Annotated in this window: 15 protein-coding genes; 11 read left to right on the top strand and 4 right to left on the bottom strand. The window is 69.8% G+C overall.

Going from position 1 to position 19,756, the window contains the following annotated elements:
* Positions 1-13: 13 nt before the first annotated feature.
* Together PV682_RS23190 and PV682_RS23185 are read right to left on the bottom strand one after the other, a co-directional pair.
* Entirely contained in the window at positions 14-823 is an 810-nt protein-coding gene (locus tag PV682_RS23190) for an EI24 domain-containing protein (protein ID WP_319732850.1), read from the bottom strand.
* 9 nt (positions 824-832) lie between these two features.
* A complete protein-coding gene (locus PV682_RS23185; protein ID WP_319732848.1) occupies positions 833-1,351 on the bottom strand; it encodes a MarR family winged helix-turn-helix transcriptional regulator in 519 nt (172 codons plus the stop codon).
* Positions 1,352-1,473: 122 nt separating this feature from the next.
* On the opposite strand from PV682_RS23185, the gene PV682_RS23180 reads away from it, so the two are divergent.
* The 3 genes from PV682_RS23180 to PV682_RS23170 all read left to right on the top strand — a co-directional run bounded on the left by PV682_RS23180 (position 1,474) and on the right by PV682_RS23170 (position 6,269).
* Positions 1,474-2,472 carry an NADP-dependent oxidoreductase gene (locus PV682_RS23180; RefSeq protein ID WP_319732846.1) on the top strand — a complete coding sequence of 333 codons (999 nt, stop codon included), beginning with the start codon at positions 1,474-1,476 and terminating at the stop codon, positions 2,470-2,472.
* Between the two features lie 156 nt (positions 2,473-2,628).
* Positions 2,629-5,121, top strand: coding sequence for a M14 family zinc carboxypeptidase (locus PV682_RS23175; RefSeq protein WP_319732844.1), 2,493 nt, complete (start codon positions 2,629-2,631; stop codon positions 5,119-5,121).
* Entirely contained in the window at positions 5,118-6,269 is a 1,152-nt protein-coding gene (locus PV682_RS23170; RefSeq protein WP_319732842.1) for a serine hydrolase domain-containing protein, read from the top strand. The genes PV682_RS23175 and PV682_RS23170 overlap by 4 nt, the downstream gene beginning before the upstream one ends.
* 532 nt (positions 6,270-6,801) lie before the next feature.
* Here the strand turns inward: PV682_RS23170 and PV682_RS23165 are convergent.
* A complete protein-coding gene (locus PV682_RS23165; RefSeq protein WP_319732840.1) occupies positions 6,802-7,707 on the bottom strand; it encodes an SCO2400 family protein in 906 nt (301 codons plus the stop codon).
* Positions 7,708-7,919: 212 nt separating this feature from the next.
* Between PV682_RS23165 and PV682_RS23160 the strand changes: the two genes are divergently transcribed.
* The 8 genes from PV682_RS23160 (at position 7,920) to PV682_RS23125 (ending at position 18,427) form a co-directional block, all read left to right on the top strand.
* A complete protein-coding gene (locus PV682_RS23160) occupies positions 7,920-9,077 on the top strand; it encodes a mandelate racemase/muconate lactonizing enzyme family protein (RefSeq protein WP_319732838.1) in 1,158 nt (385 codons plus the stop codon).
* Complete coding sequence (locus PV682_RS23155) at positions 9,074-10,078, top strand: zinc-dependent alcohol dehydrogenase (protein ID WP_319732837.1); 1,005 nt, start codon at positions 9,074-9,076, stop codon at positions 10,076-10,078. Before PV682_RS23160 ends, PV682_RS23155 begins: the two co-directional genes overlap by 4 nt.
* Positions 10,079-10,218: 140 nt before the next feature.
* Positions 10,219-11,187, top strand: a complete 969-nt coding sequence (locus PV682_RS23150) for a hypothetical protein (protein ID WP_055723069.1) — start codon at positions 10,219-10,221, stop codon at positions 11,185-11,187.
* Positions 11,188-11,269: 82 nt separating this feature from the next.
* Positions 11,270-12,379 carry a multiple monosaccharide ABC transporter substrate-binding protein gene (gene chvE / locus PV682_RS23145; protein ID WP_319732835.1) on the top strand — a complete coding sequence of 370 codons (1,110 nt, stop codon included), beginning with the start codon at positions 11,270-11,272 and terminating at the stop codon, positions 12,377-12,379.
* A gap of 32 nt (positions 12,380-12,411) precedes the next feature.
* On the top strand, positions 12,412-13,962 hold the full coding sequence (gene mmsA / locus PV682_RS23140; RefSeq protein WP_319732833.1) for a multiple monosaccharide ABC transporter ATP-binding protein: 1,551 nt from the start codon (positions 12,412-12,414) through the stop codon (positions 13,960-13,962).
* Positions 13,959-15,206, top strand: coding sequence for a multiple monosaccharide ABC transporter permease (mmsB, locus tag PV682_RS23135; protein ID WP_319732831.1), 1,248 nt, complete (start codon positions 13,959-13,961; stop codon positions 15,204-15,206). The genes mmsA and mmsB overlap by 4 nt, the downstream gene beginning before the upstream one ends.
* A gap of 57 nt (positions 15,207-15,263) precedes the next feature.
* Positions 15,264-16,433 (top strand): aldose epimerase family protein, encoded by a 1,170-nt coding sequence (locus PV682_RS23130; RefSeq protein ID WP_319732829.1) that lies wholly within the window; start codon positions 15,264-15,266, stop codon positions 16,431-16,433.
* A 212-nt stretch (positions 16,434-16,645) separates the two neighbouring features.
* The gene (locus PV682_RS23125; protein ID WP_319732827.1) at positions 16,646-18,427 is read left to right on the top strand and encodes a pyridoxal phosphate-dependent aminotransferase; all 1,782 of its coding nucleotides are present in this window, start codon (positions 16,646-16,648) and stop codon (positions 18,425-18,427) included.
* Between the two features lie 86 nt (positions 18,428-18,513).
* On the opposite strand, the gene PV682_RS23120 is transcribed toward PV682_RS23125, so the two are convergent.
* Complete coding sequence (locus PV682_RS23120; protein WP_319733111.1) at positions 18,514-19,422, bottom strand: arabinan endo-1,5-alpha-L-arabinosidase; 909 nt, start codon at positions 19,420-19,422, stop codon at positions 18,514-18,516.
* Positions 19,423-19,756: the final 334 nt, after the last annotated feature.

Genomic DNA, 19,756 nt, shown 5'->3' with positions numbered 1-19,756 from the left:
TTCGCGGCACCCCCTAGCGCGCCCCGTCCACCACCCGCGCGTCGTCGCCCTCGTGGTCCTCCCGGTGCTCCTCCCTGTTCTCCTCTTCGAGCATGTGCCGGGCCATCAGCGTCGCCCCCGCGACCGCGCCCGGCATGAGGAAGACGGCGACCACGGGGACGAGGAACGCGATGCCCAGCGGCGTACCGAACCCCCAGACGAGCGTCTTGCGGGAGCGCAGCATGCTCAGGCGGGCGCGGAGTTCGATGCCCCGGCGCTGGAGGGCGACGGCGGTCAGCTCTTCCGTGAGGAAGAAGCCGGTGACGAAGAAGCCGATGACGGGCACGACGGTCTGGCCGACGACGGGGAGGAAGCCGAGGCCGAAGAGGAGGACGCTCCACAGGCCCGCGCGCAGGAGGACGCGGAGGCTGTCGCGAGCGGAGATGAGGAGGTCGCGCCAGAGGGGGAGGCCGGACTCGGGGGCGGTGCCGTCGGGCGAGACGTCCCGGTCGACGCTCTCGGAGAGGCTCTCGTAGAACGGCTGGCCGACGAGCAGCGTGACGGCCGTGAACGTGAGGACCGCGAGGAGCAGCGCGAGGGCGAACAGGACGACCGTGAGGAAGCCGCGGAAGAGGCCCTGCCAGGGGCTGGACCAGTCGTCGGCGAAGGGCGTCGCCCAGGAGACGAGGTCGCCGCCCCACATGATCAGGGAGGCGAGGGCCGCGACGTACAGCACGAGCGTGATCAGGCCGGGGATCAGGCCGAAGCCGTACTGCCTCCGGTGCCCGACCACCCACCGCTGGCCCTGCACCAGATACCCGAAACCCACCCCAAGATCGCGCATGGGGAAACTCTATCGGCCGCCGCTGACAACGCCCTCCGCTCCGTCGGCGCCCGGCTCTCCGCCCTGTCCTTCGCCCTGTCCTGCGCCCGCCTCGGGCTCGCCGATCATGCGGCGCAGCAGGCTCCGCAGGACCTCGCGCTCGGTCCGGGTGAGCTCCGCGAAGGGCTCGTGGGCGAAGCGCAGGGAGTCGCGCAGGTCGCGGGCGACCTTGCGGCCCTCGTCGGTGGCGGCGGCGAGCTTGACGCGGCGGTCGGCGGGCGCGGGGCGGCGCTCGACGAGGCCGCGGGATTCGAGGCGGTCGACGATGCCCGTGACATTCGACGGCTCGCACTTCAGGCGCTCGGCGATCTTGCGCATGGGGAGCGGTTCGAGGGTGAGGAGGCTGAGCAGGCGGGCCTGCGCGCCCGTGAGGGAGTGTTCCGTGGCCGCCGTGTCGTAGTCGTCGTGGAAGCGGGCCACGACCTCGCCGATGAGTTCGATGACTTCCACGGTGAGGGGGTCGTAGCGGCGGGTGCTGTCTGTGGCCATGCTCACCAGGGTACCCCGATACTTGACAACATGAAATATCCAGCCGCATGATTGTTTCACGTAGTTAAATAAATGCGTGTGAAATAAATCCGCCTGATGTACCTGTGAGGAAGGGTCCCCCCATGCTCAACCGTGAATGGCACCTGCTCAGCCGCCCCGTCGGCTGGCCGAAGACCGAGGACTTCGCCCTGGTCGAGGCGGAGGTCCGCCAGCCCGGTGAGGGTCAGGTCCTGGTCCGGAACACGTACCTGTCGGTGGACCCGTACATGCGCGGGCGCATGAGCGCCGCGAAGTCGTACACCGCCCCGTTCGAGCTGGGCAAGGCCATGCAGGGCGGCGCGGTCGGCGAGGTGATCGAGTCGAACGCGGAGGGCATCGCCGTCGGCGACCACGTCCTGCACTTCGGCGGCTGGCGCGAGTACGCGACGTTCGACGCGAAGCAGGCCGTCAAGGTCGACGCCGGTGCGGCGCCCCTGTCCACGTACCTCGGTGTCCTCGGCATGACCGGCCTCACCGCGTACGCGGGCCTGCTGCGTACCGCCGCGTTCAAGGAGGGCGACTCCGTCTTCGTCTCCGGCGCGGCCGGCGCCGTCGGCAGCCAGGTCGGGCAGATCGCCAGGCTGAAGGGCGCCTCCCGGGTCATCGGCTCCGCCGGGTCCGACGAGAAGGTCAAGCTCCTCGTCGAGGAGTACGGCTTCGACGCCGCGTTCAACTACAAGACCGGCAAGGTCTCCGACCTGCTGCGCGAGGCCGCGCCCGACGGGATCGACGTCTACTTCGACAACGTCGGCGGGGACCACCTCGAAGCCGCGATCGGCTCCCTCAACCAGGGCGGCCGGATCGCCGTGTGCGGCATGATCTCGGTCTACAACAACACCGAGCCCGCCCCCGGCCCCCGCAACCTCGCCCGCCTCATCCAGACGCGCGGGCGCATCGAGGGCTTCCTCGTCGGCGACCACTACGACCTCCAGCCCGAGTTCGTCGCCGAGGTCGCCCCCTGGATCGCCTCGGGTGCGCTGAAGTACCAGGAGACGGTGGTGGAGGGCATCGAGAACAACCTCGAAGCGTTCTTCGGCGTCCTGCGCGGCGACAACATCGGCAAGATGATCGTCAAGCTCTGACCGGGGCGCGCACAGCGCCCGGTGTTCCCGAGGCCGCATCCCTGGACGTGGGGTGCGGCCTTCGCGCGTGCCCGCGAGCCGTGGTGATTTCCGGGCCCTCTTGTTGCCGTTGAGTCGAACAGGTACATCTCGCCGTACCGATCTGAGGAGGTACGCGTGAGGAGCACGAGAACCATCCCTGTCAGACCTTTGCTGATCGTCGGTGTCGTGGGGGCCGTGGCGGGCTCGTTCCTGCTGGGGCCGGGGACGGCCCGTGCGGAGAACGAACAGCCCAGCAGGGAGCGGGAGTTCACCGGGAGTGCCGCCGACTCGGGGGCGGCGGCGGCCCGTCGGGCGCTCGCGGCGCCCGTCGCCGAGCCGGGCGAGGACGGGCGGGGGTATCCGCGGCGGGTGGTGCTCTCGCCGGACCCCGTCGACTCTGCTGACAAGTCCATCAAGTTGGGGCTCACGCCGTATCACGCGATCGCGGCCAGGCTGAACTCGCTCCAGCGGCTGGGGAATCGGGTGAGTGTGGAGGTCACCGGCCGGTCGGCGGGCGGGCATCGGCTGTATCTGGTGACCGTGACCGCGCCGGAGAGCGCCGCGCAGGCGCGGGCGCAGGAGCGGACCCGGCGGCTCATCGAGGACGCTCGCGTGTCGTCGGCCCGGCAGGTCGCCGGGTACAAGGCGCCCGTCTTCTTCAACAGCAACATCCACGGCAACGAGTGGGAAGGCACCGACGCCTCCCTGAAGGTGATCGAGCGGCTCGCGACGGCGAACGACGCGCGCACGAGGGATCTCCTCGCCCACACCCGGCTGTACTTCAACATCACCGCCAACCCGGACGGAAGGATCGCCGGCACCCGCGCGAACGCGAACGGCTTCGACCTGAACCGGGACTTCGTGACGGCCTCGCAGCCGGAGACGCGGGCGATGCGGCGGATCCAGATCGACAAGCAGCCGGCCGTCATGCTGGACCTGCACGGGTACGTGAACGGCACCCTGATCGAGCCGACCACTCCCCCGCACGGCGAGAACTACGAGTACGACCTGTTCCTGAAGAACACGTACGCGAACGCCCTCGGCATGGAGAAGTCCGTCAACTCCCTGGGCTACACGCCGGGTCGGGACGGGGTCGAACCCGCGCAGATCCCGTTCCGGGACCAGCAGGAGGGCTGGGACGACTGGCCGCCCATCTTCACCCCGCAGTACGCGGCCTACCACGGCACGGTGGCCGCCCACACGGTCGAGATCCCGCTGCCGGTGAACAACGCGGCGTACGGCCTGCCCGTCGCGGAACTCCGGCGGCGCTCCGGCATCAACACGGCCGTCGCGGGCGCCGCGATGAACGCCACCCTCGACTTCGTGCGCGCCCGCCGCGCCCAGCTGATCGCCGACCAGATCGAGGTCTTCCGGCGCGGCGCGCGAGGCGCGGCACAGATCCCGGTCTCCTCCTCAACTGTCCCCGGTGTGCCGGGAATCGGCCCGGAGGACGTCTACACGACGACGTTCCCGCGCGCGTACGTCATCCCGTCCGGCACGACGGCAGCGGCCCGGCTGGTCGACCACCTCATCGCCAACGACATACGCGTCACCCGCGCCAACTCCCCTTCCGGCGCCTACCTCGTGGACATGCGCCAGCCCAAACGCGGCCTGGCGAACGCCCTGTTGGCCGACGGCCGCGACATCAGCGGCAAGGTCACGGCGATGTACGACATCTCGGGCTGGAGCCTGGGCCGCCTGTGGGGCGCGAAGGTCGAACGGGTCGCCACCGGGCGCCTCCCCGCAGCGCACGCCATCTCCCGCGCCGCACCGGTGAGTTCGGTGCCGGCCTACGGCAACCTCAGCCTGCACCTGGACGACCCGAACGCGTACGCGGCCCTCAACTCCCTCCTGGCGCAAGGTGTTTCGGTACGCCGGTCCAGCGCCACCAGCGTGATCGTCCCGGCGTCCGCCCGCCGCGCGGCCGTGCGGGCGGCCCGCGCCCACAATGTCGCCTTCACCGCGACGCCGTTCACCGGGACGGCTCCGCTGCACCGCGTCCGGGTCGCCGCGGCCGTCACCTCCGGCGAGCTGTTCGCTCTGCGGGAGATAGGCTTCGAGGTGACGCCGGTCTCGACGGAGATCCTCAACGCGGGCTTCGACTGGGCTTCCGTCGACGTCCTGTTCGCGTCGGCCGGGCTCGACCATGCCCGTCTGACCGCGGGTGCGAGGAGCGCGCTGGACGGGTTCCTCGCGGGGCACGGGCTGGTCGGCCGGGGCGCCGTGGGCGCCCAGGTCAACGCCGGGGCGGGGCTGCTGGCGGTGACCGCCGTCGAGGGCAACGAGGACGCCAACGGGGTGGTCCGGGTGGCGAGTCCGACGTCGCGGGGGTACGCGTTCGCGTACGCCCCCGTCTGGTTCACCGGCCTCGGCGCGGGGGTACGCGTGGAGGAGTCGTACGCCGCCGGGAACCCGCTCGTCTCCGGCCACTGGCGGGCGCGGGCCGACGGCACCGGCGGTCCGTCCGCCGCGGCCGGGCGGCCGTCGGTCGTGAGCGGGCCGCATGCCGTCCTGTTCGGCACGGAACCCCTCTTCAGGGATCATCCGAAGGGGGAATTCCCCCAGGTCGCACAGGCTTTGTTCACCATGGCACACGCAAGCAGCGGTCTGGTCGAGGAGAGCGGATGACCCTGGAGATCCACGGCACCGTCGCGGACGGTTTCACGTCCGTACGGGAGGAGTTCGCCGCGTTCGTGGCGACTGAACGGCCCGATTACGAGGGCCAGTTGTGCGCCTACGCGGACGGCCGCAGAGTGGTCGACCTGTGGGCGGGCGAGGAGGCGGGACCCGACTCCCTGTACGGGGTGTTCTCGTCGACGAAGGGGGCCGCGCACCTCGTCGTCGCGCTCCTCGTGCAGGACGGCACGCTGGAGCTGGACCGCAAAGTCACCTACTACTGGCCGGAGTTCGCCGCCGAGGGCAAGGGTCAGCTGACCCTGCGGGACCTGATCACGCACCGCGCGGGCGTGGTCGGCCTGGACGCCGGGTTCTCGGCGGCGGAGCTGGCCGACGACCGGCTGACAGCCGAACGCCTCGCCGACCAGCGGCCGTTCTGGCGTCCCGGCACGGCGTTCGGCTATCACGCCCTGGTGATCGGGGCGTTGACGGGCGAGGTGGTGCGCCGGGCGACCGGCCGCAGCCTTCAAGAAGTGTACGAGGACCGGGTGCGGGCGCCGTACGGGCTCGACTTCTTCCTCGGGCTGCCGACGGCGCTCGAACCGCGCTTCCGGTCCGTGCAGCCGATGCTGCCGACTCCCCCGCAGCAGGCCGAGCTGGACGCCGTGCCGGCCGCCCCGCACTCCTTGGCGTCCATCGCGTTCAACACGCACGTCCCGGACCCCGGGGACCTCGTCTCCTACGCCAACTCCCGTGCCGTGCGCGCCAAGGGGCCCGCCTCGGCGGGCGGGGTCGCCGCCGCGCGGGGGCTCGCGGGGATGTACGCGGCAGTGCTGTTCGAGGTGGACGGGCGGCCTCCGCTGCTGAAGCCGGACACCATCGCCGAGGTCGGGCAGATCCACTCCACGGGGTACGACCTGGTGGCCCGGGCGCACAAATCCTTCGGGCTCGGGTTCCAGGCGGTGGCCGACACCGCGTACCCCTTCCTCGGCGCCGGCTCCTTCGGGCACAGCGGCGCCGGGGGCTCCCAGGCGTTCGCCGATCCGCGCGGGGGGTTCGCCTACGGGTACACCCGGCGCCGGATGGCCTTCCCCGGCGGGGCCGCGCCGGAGAACGAACGGCTGGTTCGGGCAGTGCATGAGGCGGTGCTCGCGATGTGAGACCGGGCGGGTCGGGGGGCGCGCCTCGGGCGGGGTTCCCTCGGGAGGGGGGCGTCCCAGGCGGGGCTCCCCCCAGGCGGGGCGCCCCAGGCTCGGCTCCCTCAAGCGAGGGGTCTCGGGCTGGGCTCCCCCAGGCGGGGGGCGCCTCAAGTGGAGGGCCTCGGGCGGGGCTCTCCCCGGCGAGGGGCATCCCAAGCGGGGGCGTCCCAAACAGGGGGCGCCTTGAGCGGAGCTCCCCCAGGCGCGGCTCCCCCCGGAGGAGGACGGCGCCCCAAGCGCGGCCCTCTCAAGCGGGGGGCGCCTTGAGCGCGGCTCTCCCGGAGAAGAGCGGCCCGAGCGCGGCCCCTTCAAACGGGGAGGCGCCTTGGGTGCGGCTCTCTCGGGCGGGGAGCGTCTCAAGCAGGGTGCCTTCCAGGCGCGGCTTCCCCCGGAGGAGAGCGGGCCGGGCGCGGCTCCCTCAAGCAGGGGGCGACTGTGGTGGGGCGCTTCGGGGTCGTGCGTAGGTCGTAGCCGGGTAGCTCCGAGGTACGGCCTACGTGCACCACCACAGGAAACGGTTGCAGGTTTCCGACGGTGACGGCTGGGGGGACGGCGCGGTCGGTGTCGGGTCCGCCGGGGGGCTCGTGGGGTCGGGGTCTGTCGGGACGGACCCGGCGGGGGCTGTCGGCGCGGGGTCGGCCGGGGTGGTGCCGGGGTCCGTCTCCGTCGGGGTCGGGGATGCGCTGCCCGACGCGGAGGGGGAGGGCGAGGCCGACGGGGAGGCGGACGCGCTCGGGTCGGACTTCGCAGGTGAGGAGGGGTCGTCCAGGGGACGGGCCGGGTCGCCGGGAGTCGGGGACGCGCCGTCGACCTCGGCGGACTCGCCGCCGGCCGCCGCCGGGTTGCCGGAGGAGGAGCCGGGGGCGTCCATGCCGAGTTCCGCGAGGCCGACACCGGCCGTGAGCAGGATCACGCCGGCCGCGATCAGTACGGCACGGCGACGGCGTCTTCGGTGCGCGGACGCCTTGCGATCGCGACGGCTCGCTCCGGACGCCGGGTGCGCGTCCTCGCCGTCGGCGGCGTCGTCGCCGGTCGCGCCGTCGTCGTCGGTGGCGCCGGTGTCGTCGGACTGGCTCTCAGGGGGGACGGTACGACCCCGGCGGCGGGCCGCGCGGCCACTCTCGGCCGTCGGCGTCATACCCGTCGTACTCTCGGGGTCCTCGGCCGCGACCGGTTCGGTGACGGGCTCCGTGACCGGTTCCGGGGCCGGCTCGTACCCGTACGCCTCGGGTATCACCCCGTACGGCTCCTGAGCCGCTGCGCCCTGCTCTCCGTAACCGCCGCTCGGCTGCTCCCCGTACCCCTCCGGATACGCGCGTAGCGACGCGGCGGAGGCGCCGCAGCCGGGGCAGGCGAGTGCGCCGTTCAGGTGGCGTCGGCAGGAGTGGCAGTAGTCCATGACGCGGGAAGACTAGGTTCCCGACACGTGGATTTCCTAGAGGAGCCTGTGGAGGTTTCGTGGGAACAGGCGATCGAAACCTGGTGGGCCGGAGCGAAACTGTCGAAACCGTTATGCGTTCGACCCATTGACACTCCCCTCACGCCGTCCTTACTGTCACGCCAGCATTTCGAACGTGTGACGAAATCTCGAACAGCTGAGGGGCAACATCCGTGCGTATCACCGGAATCAGCACACACGTGGTCGGGACGCCGTGGCGCAACCTGACCTACGTCCAGGTGCACACTGACGAAGGGATCACCGGAGTCGGCGAGACCCGGATGCTGGGCCACACCGACGCACTGATCGGCTACCTGCGCGAAGCCGAGACCAACCACATTCTGGGCTCCGACCCGTTCGCGGTGGAAGACCTCGTACGCCGCATGAAGTACGGCGACTACGGCCGCGCCGGCGAGATCGTGATGTCCGGCATCGCGGTCATCGAGATGGCCTGCTGGGACATCAAGGGCAAGGCCCTGGGCGTGCCGGTGTGGCAGCTGCTGGGCGGCAAGGTGACCGACAAGGTCAAGGCGTACGCGAACGGCTGGTACACCACCGAGCGCACCCCCGAGGCGTACCACAAGGCCGCGCAGGGCGTGATGGCGCGCGGGTACAAGGCGCTGAAGATCGACCCGTTCGGGACCGGCCACTTCGAGCTGGACCACGAGCAGACCCTGTACGCGGTCTCGCTGATCGAGGCCGTGCGCGACGCGATCGGCCCCGACGCGGAGCTGATGCTGGAGATGCATGGCCGGTTCTCGCCGTCCACCGCCGTGCGCCTGGCGAACGAGCTCGCGCCCTTCAAGCCCGCGTGGCTGGAGGAGCCGTGCCCGCCGGAGAACCTGAAAGCTCTCGAAAAGGTTGCGGCGAAGGTCGACATCCCGGTCGCGACGGGTGAACGCATCCACGACCGCATCGAGTTCCGCGAGCTGTTCGAGAGCCAGGCCGTGGACATCATCCAGCCGGACGTCGGCCACATCGGCGGCATCTGGGAGACCCGCAAGCTCGCGGCGACCGCCGAGACGCACTACATGCTGGTCGCCCCGCACAACGTCGGCGGGTCCGTGCTGACCGCCGCCTCGCTCCAAGTCGGCTTCACCTCCCCGAACTTCAAGATCCTGGAGCACTTCAACGACTTCGCGGACGCGGAGATCAAGAAGATCGTGAAGGGTGCGCCGGAGGTCGTCGACGGGTACTTCCACCTGTCGGACGCGCCGGGTCTCGGCGTCGAGTTCGACGCGGACGCGGCGGCCGAATTCCCGCAGCAGCAGGCCCGGTTCGACCTGTGGGCCGAGGGCTGGGAGCAGCGCAAGCCGAAGGGTACGCAGTGAGTACGCAGGTCGTCGTCCAGGCGCCGGGCGAGCACCGCGTCGAGCCGCACACGCCGCGCGAGCCGCTGGCGGGCGAGGCGCTGGTGCGGGTCCACGCGACGGGCATCTGCGGCAGCGACCGCGAGGTGTACCAGGGCAACAGGCCCGAGGGGTACGTCCGTTACCCCCTCACGCCGGGTCACGAGTGGTCCGGGACCGTCGAGGCCGTCGGCGCCGGGGTGCCGTCAACTCTCGTAGGCCGCAAGGTCGTCGGGGAAGGCTTCCGCAACTGCCAGGTGTGCGACCGGTGTCACGCAGGTGAGACGACGCTGTGCACCGACGGGTACGAGGAGACCGGGTTCACGCAGCCGGGCGCGATGGCCTCCACGCTGACGCTTCCGGCGCGGTTGCTGCACGTCCTGCCCGAGGACGCGGACCTGACCGCCGCCGCGCTGCTGGAGCCGGCCGCCTGTATCGCGGCTGCCGCGATCAAGGCGAACGCGCTGCCGGGTGAGCGGGTGGCGGTCGTCGGGACCGGGACGCTCGGGATGTTCGCCGTTCAGTTCCTGAAGGCGGGCTCGCCGGCCGAACTGCTCGTCGTGGGCACCCGCGGCGACCGGGAGGCGCTGTCGCGGCAGTTCGGGGCGAGCGACTTCCGCACGCGCGACCAGGAGCTGCCGGACGACTTCGACGTGGTGATCGAGACGGCCGGTTCCGCCTCGGCGGCGCGTACGGCGGCCTCGCTGCTGCGGCGCGGGGGGCGGCTGGTGCTGACCGGGATCCCGGCGCCGGGCGCCGAGGGTCTCGACCCGACCGACCTCGTCGTACGGCAGCTGGAGGTGCACACCGTGTTCGGGGCGCCGCCGGACGCCTGGGCGCACACCGTGCGGGTCTTCGGCGCCGGGCTCCTCGATCCGCTGCCGCTGGTGACGCACGAGCTTCCGCTCGCGGAGTTCTCGGAGGCGATCGAGCTGGTCGGCTCCGGGGATCCGAAGGTCGGCAAGGTCCTGCTGAAGCCGTAGTACCCCCGTACCGGTAGCTCTCGAGAAGTACCCGCGTACCTCTCGAGAGGTACCCGCGCTCCACCCCCGCGCTCCACCCGTACCCCGAGCCGCGAACCTCGTCCGAAATATCGAACCTCCAGGACAACGAAGGAAAGCTTGTGACCGACGCTTCCGTTCCGGCAGCCCGTCGTCCCGGTGAGCCCGTGCTCACCGCGCTCGGCCTGGGTGCGCCCGCGCTCGACCCCGCCGACGCCTCCGCCCACACCTTCCCGGGCGGCGGCACCTGGCGCACCGAGGTCCCTTCCTGCGAGGGTCCCGAAGCGCTGGCCGTCGTACTGAAGGAGTCCTCCCGCCTCGATGTGCCGATCCACCGGATCAGCCAGGGCAGCGGGGTGTGGATGCTGTCCGACGCCGAGATCACCGAGATGGTCGAGGCGACCGCCGAACGCGACATCGAGCTCTGCCTGTTCACCGGCCCGCGCGGCACCTGGGACATCGGCGGCTCCACCCGCACCGACTCGCGCGGCGGCGGCCTGCGCGCCCGGGGCCACGACGCGGTCGCCGGCTGTGTCGAAGACGCCGTCCGGGCCACGGAGTTGGGCGTCAAGTGTCTGCTGGTCGCCGACGAGGGCGTGCTGTGGACCTTGCACCGCGCCCGCGAGCAGGGCATCATCCCCGCCGACACCACGCTGAAGGTGTCCGCGCTGATCGGCCCGGTCAACCCGGCGGCGTACGCGGTCTACGAGCGGCTCGGCGCCGACTCGGTGAACGTGCCCAGCGATCTGACGCTGGATCACCTCACCGAGATCCGGCGGGTGTCGGGCGCTCCGATGGACATGTACATCGAGGCCCCCGATGACCTCGGCGGCTACGTGCGGATGTACGAGGTCGCCGAGCTGATCCGGCGCGGCGCACCGCTCTACCTCAAGTTCGGTCTGTCCAAGGCGCCTTCGATCTACCCGTGGGGCACCCATCTGCGGGACGTCACCCTGGACACCGCCCGGGAACGGGTCCGGCGCGGCCGGCTCGCCCTGGACCTGCTCGCCCGGCACGGCGCGGACGGCGCGATGGCGCCGCTCGGCTCCCGGCTGCCGGGAACGCTCAACCGCTTCCCGACCGGGGACTGAGCAGCCTCAGCACAGCTTGCACGACCCGGCGCCTGACGGGGACGCCGGTCTCTCAACGACGAGAACACAAGGATTGATCACCATGCGCAACCGCAGAGCCGTACTCGCCTCCATAGCCGGTGCCGCCTCCCTCGCCCTGACCCTGTCCGCCTGCGGCCAGAGCGGCGAGGGCGGCAGCGAGGAGAAGTCGGGCGACAGCAGCAAGGGCGCCCTGGTCGGCATCTCGATGCCGACGAAGTCCTCCGAGCGGTGGATCGCCGACGGCAAGAACGTCGTGAAGGACCTTGAGGCCAAGGGCTACAAGACGAAGCTGGTCTACGGCGAGGACGAGCCCGACCAGCAGGTCTCGCAGATCGAGAACCTGATCACGCAGGGCGTCAAGGCGCTGATCATCGCGGCGATCGACAACAAGTCGCTGAACAACGTCCTCCAGCAGGCCGCCGACGCGAAGATCCCGGTCATCTCCTACGACCGCCTGATCCTCGGCACGAAGAACGTCGACTACTACGCCTCGTTCGACAACGAGAAGGTCGGCAAGCTTCAAGCGCAGTACCTGGTCGACAAGTTGGGCCTGGCGAGCGGCAAGGGCCCGTTCAACATCGAGCTGTTCGCGGGCTCCAACGACGACAACAACACCAAGTACTTCTTCGGCGGCGCGATGAGCGTCCTCAAGCCGTACATCGACTCGAAGAAGCTCGTCGTCAAGTCCGGCCAGACCGAGCTGACCAAGGTCACCACGCTGCGCTGGGACGGCGCGACCGCGCAGCGCCGCATGGAGGACATCCTCACCTCGACGTACACCTCGGGCCGGGTCGACGCGGTGCTCTCGCCGTACGACGGCATCTCGATCGGCATCATCGCCGCGCTGCGCTCCGACGGCTACGGCACCGCCGCCAAGCCGCTGCCGGTCATCACCGGCCAGGACGCCGAGATCGCGTCCGTGAAGTCGATCATCGCGGGCCAGCAGTCGATGTCGGTCTTCAAGGACCTGCGCAAGCTCGCCCAGTCCGCGACCGACATGGTCGACGCGTCGCTGAACGGCAAGAAGCCGGAGATCAACGACACGAAGACGTACGACAACGGCACGAAGGTCGTCCCCGCCTTCCTGCTGGAGCCGGTCAGCGTCGACAAGACCAACTACGAGAAGGAACTCGTCCAGAGCGGCTTCTACACGGCGGACCAGCTCAAGTAAGCGTCGGCCCTTAAGGATTGGAAGGCACGACCATGGCGGGACCCGTCCTGGAAATGCGCTCGATCGTCAAGACCTTTCCCGGTGTCAAAGCGCTCTCGGACGTCACTCTGACCGTTCGTCAGGGCGAGGTCCACGCCATCTGCGGGGAGAACGGCGCCGGCAAGTCGACCTTGATGAAGGTCCTCTCCGGCGTTCACCCGCACGGGAGTTACGAGGGCGACATCCTCTTCGAGGGTGAGCCTTGCGAGTTCAAGGACATCCGGGCGAGCGAGCACCGCGGCATCGTCATCATCCACCAGGAGCTGGCGCTGTCGCCGTACCTCTCGCTGGCGGAGAACATCTTCCTCGGCAACGAGCATGCCAAGGGCGGGTTCATCGACTGGCGCGAGACGCTGCGGCACGCCACGCAGCTGCTGCGCCGGGTGGGCCTCACGGACCACCCGGACACCCGGGTCGCCGACATCGGCGTCGGCAAGCAGCAGCTGGTGGAGATCGCGAAGGCGCTCTCGAAGAAGGTGAAGCTGCTGATCCTCGACGAGCCCACGGCGGCGCTCAACGACGAGGACAGCGACAAACTCCTCGATCTCATCCTGGAGTTGAAGAACCAGGGCATCACCTCGATCATCATCTCCCACAAGCTCAACGAGATCCGCAAGGTCGCCGACTCGGTGACGATCATCCGCGACGGCCGGTCCATCGAGACGCTGGACGTGAAGGCCGCGGAGACCACCGAGGACCGGATCATCAGCGGCATGGTCGGCCGCGACCTCGACCACCGCTTCCCCGAACGCAGCACGTACGACGGGGAGGTGGACGACGCGCCGGCCCTGGAGATCAAGGGCTGGACCGTCGGTCACCCGATCGACCAGCAGCGCAAGGTGGTTGACGATGTGTCACTTCATGTACGGCGTGGGGAGATCGTCGGCATCGCGGGCCTGATGGGGGCCGGCCGTACCGAGCTGGCGATGAGCGTCTTCGGCCGCACGTACGGCCGTTACGGCGGCGGCACGGTCCTCAAGGACGGCCGGGAGATCCGTACGAAGACGGTCGCCGAGGCCGTCGAGCACGGCATCGCGTACGTCACCGAGGACCGCAAGCACTACGGCCTGAACCTCATCGACACCATCAACCGCAACATCTCGCTGACGGCGCTGAACAAGGTCGCCAAGCGGGGCATCGTCGACGAGCACGAGGAGCAGAAGGTCTCCGAGGGCTACCGCAAGTCGATGAACATCAAGGCGCCGACGGTGTTCGAGCCGGTGGGCAAGCTCTCCGGCGGCAACCAGCAGAAGGTCGTCCTCAGCAAGTGGATCTTCGCGGGTCCCGAGGTGCTGATCCTGGACGAGCCCACGCGCGGGATCGACGTGGGCGCCAAGTACGAGATCTACACGGTCATCGACCAGTTGGCCGCCCAGGGCAAGGCGGTCGTCTTCATCTCCTCCGAACTGCCCGAACTGCTCGGCATGTGCGACCGCATCTACACCATGGCCGCCGGGCGGCTCACCGGTGAGTTCTCGCGGGCCGAGGCCACGCAGGAAGTGCTGATGCGTCAGATGACGAAGGACAAAGAGGTAACGCGATGAGCACCGACGTGACCGACAAGAGCCCGGCAGCGGCTCCGCCCGGCAAGGGCGGGAGCTCCGGGGCCGGCGGGAATCTCCTCCAGCTGGTGCTGAACGGCCTGCGCCGCAACATGCGCCAGTACGGCATGCTGATCGCGCTCGGCCTGATCATCCTGCTGTTCCAGGTGTGGACGGGCGGCGACCTGCTGCTGCCGCGCAACGTCTCCAACCTGGTCCTCCAGAACAGCTACATCCTGATCCTGGCCATCGGCATGATGCTGGTCATCATCGCCGGGCACATCGACCTGTCGGTCGGTTCGGTGACGGCGTTCGTCGGTGCCTTCGCGGCCGTGCTGACGGTGCAGCACAGCGTGTCCTGGCCGGTCGCGCTGGTGCTGTGCCTGCTGGTCGGCGCGGTCGCCGGCGCCGTACAAGGCTTCCTCATCGCCTACTTCGGCATACCGTCGTTCATCGTCACCCTCGCCGGGATGCTGCTGTTCCGCGGTCTGACGGAGATCCTGCTGGAGGGCCAGACCCTCGGCCCGTTCCCGGACGGGCTCCAGAAGATGGGCAACGGGTTCCTGCCCGAGACCGGTCCGGACACCAACTACCACAACATCACGCTGCTGTTGGGGCTCGCGCTGATCGTCTTCACCGTCCTCCAGGAGGTCCGGGACAGGAAGCGGCAGCAGGAGTTCTCGCTCGACGTCGTGCCGTTCAACCTGTTCCTGCTGAAGATCATCGCGATCTCAGCGGCGATCCTCGCGGTGACGATGCTGCTCGCCAGCTACAAGGGCGCGCCGATCATCCTGCTCATCCTCGGTGTCCTGGTGGTCGGTTACGGCTACCTGATGCGCAACTCGGTGTTCGGCCGCCACATCTACGCCATCGGCGGCAACCTCCCGGCGGCCAAGCTGTCCGGCGTCAAGGACAAGAAGGTCACCTTCCTTGTCTTCCTCAACATGGGCGTGCTCGCGGCCCTGGCGGGTCTGGTGGTCGCCGCCCGTCTGAACGCGGCGTCTCCGAAGGCGGGGCTCAGCTTCGAACTGGAGGCGATCGCCTCCTCGTTCATCGGTGGCGCGTCCATGAGCGGCGGCGTGGGTACCGTCCTCGGCGCGATCATCGGCGGTCTGGTCCTCGGCGTGCTGAACAACGGCATGAACCTTCTGAGTGTCGGCTCCGACTGGCAACAGGTCATCAAGGGCCTCGCCCTGCTGGCGGCGGTCGGGTTCGACGTGTGGAACAAGCGCAAGTCCGGTTCGTAACCATCTCCGGGCCTCACCCCCGAGGGGGTGGGGCCCTTCCCATAAGGGGCCGCAGATATGGAACTGAACAGACGCACGGTCATCGCGGGCGCCGCCGCGGCGGGCATCGCCGCGAGCACCCTCGGCTCGGCGGCCGAGGCGAGCACGGGTAGTACGTCGGGTGGGGGCAGGGCTCCGTCGCGCAAGCTCTTCGGCACGCTCGCCGACGGCACCAAGGTGTACGTCTGGTCGCTGGCCAACGGCGGGACGAAGCTGAAGGTCCTGTCGTACGGGGGTATCGTCCACTCCCTGGAGACGGCGGACCGCAAGGGCCACTACGCCAACATCTCCGCCGGGTTCGACAACCTGGAGGACTACGTCGCCAAGTCCCCCTACTTCGGCGCGCTGATCGGGCGGTACGGCAACCGCATCGGCAAGGGCCGGTTCACCCTGGACGGCAAGCAGTACCAGCTGTCCGTGAACGACGGCGACAACAGCCTGCACGGCGGCGCCAAGGGCTTCGACAAGCACGTCTGGAACGTCGAGCCGTTCGTCAAGGGCACTGACGTCGGGCTGCGCCTGTACTACACCAGCGCCGACGGGGAGATGGGGTACCCGGGGACGCTGAAGACGAAGGTGACGTACACGCTCACCAAGCACGGCGACTGGGTCATCGACTACGAGGCCACCACCGACAAGGCCACCGTCGTCAACCTCACGAGCCACGTGTACTGGAACCTCGCGGGCGAGGGCAGCGGCACGATCGAGAACCACGAGCTGACGATCGCCGCCGGCCGCTACACCCCGACCGACTCCGGCCTCATCCCCACGGGTGAGCTGGCCCGGGTCGCCGGCACCCCCTTCGACTTCCGCAAGCCCAAGCCCATCGGCCGCGACATCCGCGCCGGGCACGACCAGCTGATCCTCGCCAAGGGTTTCGACCACAACTGGGTGCTGGACAAGGGGATCACGGCGAAGCCGGTGCACGTCGCGACGCTGCGCGACCCGAAGACCGGCCGCACCCTGAAGATCGCCACCGACCAGCCGGGGCTCCAGTTCTACTCCGGCAACTTCCTCGACGGCACCCTGACCGGGACCGACGGGCACGTCTACCGCCAGGGCGACGCGCTCTGCCTGGAGACGCAGCACTTCCCGGACTCGCCGAACCAGCCGAAGTTCCCCTCGACGACGCTGCGGCCGGGGCAGACGTACCGGACGCGGACCGTGCACTCGTTCAGCGCGCGGTAGCAACTCCCGTACGCGGGCCGGTATTTGGGGAACCGGCCATGGCTATACGGCTGTTGCCCACAGAAGACTCACAACTTCTTACCGATTTCTCAGTGGGTGAACAGCGCCACTCCAGCCTCCGTATGTATGGGCGGCCCGGGCTTCTTCGTCCGGGCCGCCCAGCCGCGACGGGCCCGGTCGTCCCCAACGGGCCCGCCCACAACGGAGGTTCCATGGCCGACAACGTCACCTCGTTGTTCCGCAGCACGGCGGCGCACAGCCCGTCGATGGCCGCGTTGACGCGAGAAGGCGGGGAGGGCACCGGCCCGGTCGACTTCTGTATCCCGTGCAACCCGTACTTCCCGACGCCCGCGATGTTCGACGACATGGCGGCGCGGTTCCGCGACATCATCACGTACTACCCGAGCAGCGCCGACACGATCACGTCCGAGCTGTGCAACCTCCTCCAACTCCCGCCGCAGGCCGTGGCGATGGGCAACGGCTCCACCGAACTCATCACCTGGATCGACCACTTGCTGGTGCGCGAGTCGCTCGCGGTGCCGGTTCCGACGTTCGGCCGGTGGACCGACCAGCCGATGGAGACCGGCAAGCGGGTCGACATGTTCCCGCTCCAGGAGGCCAACGGGTTCGTCCTCGACCTCGCGCAGTACGCGGAGTTCATCCGGACCCGGGGGACGCGGGTCGCCGTGATCTGCAACCCCAACAACCCCGACGGCGGCTTCCAGCACCGGCAGGCGCTGGTGCAGTTCATGGACACGATGGCCGACCTCGACCTCATCGTCATCGACGAGTCGTTCCTGGAGTTCTCCGACGCCGAGCAGGAACCCAGCGTCGTCCAGGAGGCCATGCTGCGGCCGAACGTCGTCGTGCTGCGCAGCCTCGGCAAGAACTTCGGGCTGCACGGGATCCGGTTCGGGTACCTCGTCGCGAACCCGTCGCTGGCCGGCAAGGTCCGCTCGATGCTGCCGAAGTGGAACCTCAACTCCTTCGCCGAGCACGTGGTGTTCATGCTGAAGGACCACGGGCCCGAGTACGCCCAGAGTCTGATGCAGGTGCGCAAGGACCGGCTGGAGATGGCCAGTCAGCTCTCCGCGCTGCCGGGGCTCACGGTCTACCCCTCGCAGGGGAACTTCCTCTTCGTCCGTCTTCCGGTGGGGGCCGAGGGGACGGTGGTCCGCGACCGGCTGCTCACCGAGCACCGGGTCCTGGTCCGGGAGTGCGGCAACAAGATCGGCTCCTCCAGCCGCTTCCTGCGGCTCGTGGTGCGCCCCCAGGTCGACGTACGCCGTCTGGTGTCCGGCATGGAACAGGTGCTCTACGGGACGCGCCGGGGCAACCCCGTGCCCGAGCTGGCCCCGGCGGTGGGGTACAGCTCCGGTACGGCCGCGGTCGACCGGCTGGTCACGAACGGCGCCGGCACGCAGGGACTTGCCGCTCAGGCCCTCGCGGCCGGCGCCCCGGCTCCGATGGCGGCGGCCGTCGGAGCCGGACTGCCGGCGCAGATGCCGGTGGCTCCGCCGGTCGCGCCGAGTCCCTTGGCGCCGGTGGCTTCCATGGCCCCGGCGGCTTCCATGGCCCCGGCTGCTCCGGCGGCTCCGGCTGCTCCGGCGGCGATGCAGCCCGCGGCGATGGCTCCGGCCATGGGGCAGGTCATGGGGCAGGCACCGATGGGCGCGCCGATGATGGCCGCTCAGGTGCCTCAGCAGATACCGATGCCGTCGAACGGGGCGGGCATACCGATGCCGGCGCCTCAGGCGGCTCCGATGCCGCCGGACCCGGTGCCGCCGATGGCTCCCGCTCCGCCGATGGCTCCCGCCGCGTCGACGGTTCCGCCGGCCGGTGTGCCCGGTATGACTCCGCCCGGCGTTCCGGCGCGAGGCGGGCTCACGGCGGCCCAGGTCCGGGGGACGAACGGGCTGACCCCGGCGCCGGCCACGGGGTGGCCGAACGCGGGGAGCTGGCCGAACGCGGCGGGGATGGGGCAGGCGGGGTAGTACCTGAGAGCCAGGGCGGTATCCGTAGTACTTCGGTATCGGGAGGGATACCGGGGGACTACGGGTGCCGCCCTTATCTTCGTGTCTCAGTAGGCCACCGGCCAGCCCGAGCTCCAGTTCAGCAGGTTGATGCCGAGCTTGGGGGTGCCGTTGTCGTTGCCGTCGTAGTAGTGGTAGACGATCAGGTCGCCGTCGGAGTCGGCCATGATGGACTGGCCGCCGGGGCCGATGACACTGCCGTGGGTCTCCAGGACGGGGGTGCCGCCGTTGTTCGTCAGGGCGACGCCGTTCTTGTCGTAGTACGGGCCCGTGACGCTGGTGGCGCGGCCGACCTTGACCTTGTACGTCGAGCTCGTGCCCGCGCAGCAGGTGTCGTACGACGCGAAGAGGTAGTAGTACCCGTTGCGCTTCACGACGAACGGCGCCTCGACCGCCTTCGTCCCGGTGGGGCGGGACGCGATGGAGTACCGGGTCGTGTTGCCCGCGAGCTGCTTGCCGGTGCCGGGGTCGAGCTGGATCATCTTCAGCCCCGTCCACCAACTCCCGAACGACAGCCACCACTTGCCGTCGTCGTTCACGAAGAGGTTGGGGTCGATGGCGTTGTAGTCGCTGGAGGTGGCGGAGGTGTAGACGGTGCCCTGGTCGGTCCAGGACCCGGGCAGCCCGGTGGACGAAGTGGCCAGCCCGATCGCCGACTTGTTGGACCCGAAGGTCGAAACGGCGTAGTAGAGCAGGTACTTGCCGCCGCGGTACGAGATGTCCGGCGCCCAGGCTTCGGTGGCCCCGTACGAGGACCACCAGCTCGGCTTGCTGGTGAAGGCGTCGCCGCCGGCGCTGAACGCGGTCCGGTCGGTGGAGGTCCGGTACGAGATGCCGCCCCCGGTCGCGTAGAGCAGGTACCGCCCGCCGGAGGTCCGGATCATCGTCGGGTCGTGGACGACCGTACTCCCGGTGACCCGGCCGGGGTTGGGGTAGGCGGAGGCGGCGGTCGGCATCAGTGCGAGCAGAAACGCGGCGGGCAGGGCGAGCAGCGCGGCTCTGCGGGAGGTACGGATCACCTGGACGCTCCTTGGGGTGGGGGGAGTTCACCGTTCGGCTTCCCGAACGGCGGTCGCGTCATCGGACGGGACGGTAGAATCGAACCCCTTGCGCGTCAACGGCCCTGGCATCCACTCGAAACTCTTCGAAAGCGTCGGACCGCCCGGCCTCTCCCAACACTCCTGTCCGGCACATGACTTACCGCCGACTCGCAGACGGCGAAGGCGGAACCGGTCGCCGCGGCGGCCGTCCGCACGCTGGCGCTCGGCGTCGAGCGGTAGCCGGGCGGGG

This window comes from Streptomyces niveiscabiei (assembly GCF_033794345.1).
GTDB lineage: Bacteria > Actinomycetota > Actinomycetes > Streptomycetales > Streptomycetaceae > Streptomyces > Streptomyces niveiscabiei.
This window is presented reverse-complemented; position numbering and strand designations above follow the sequence as displayed.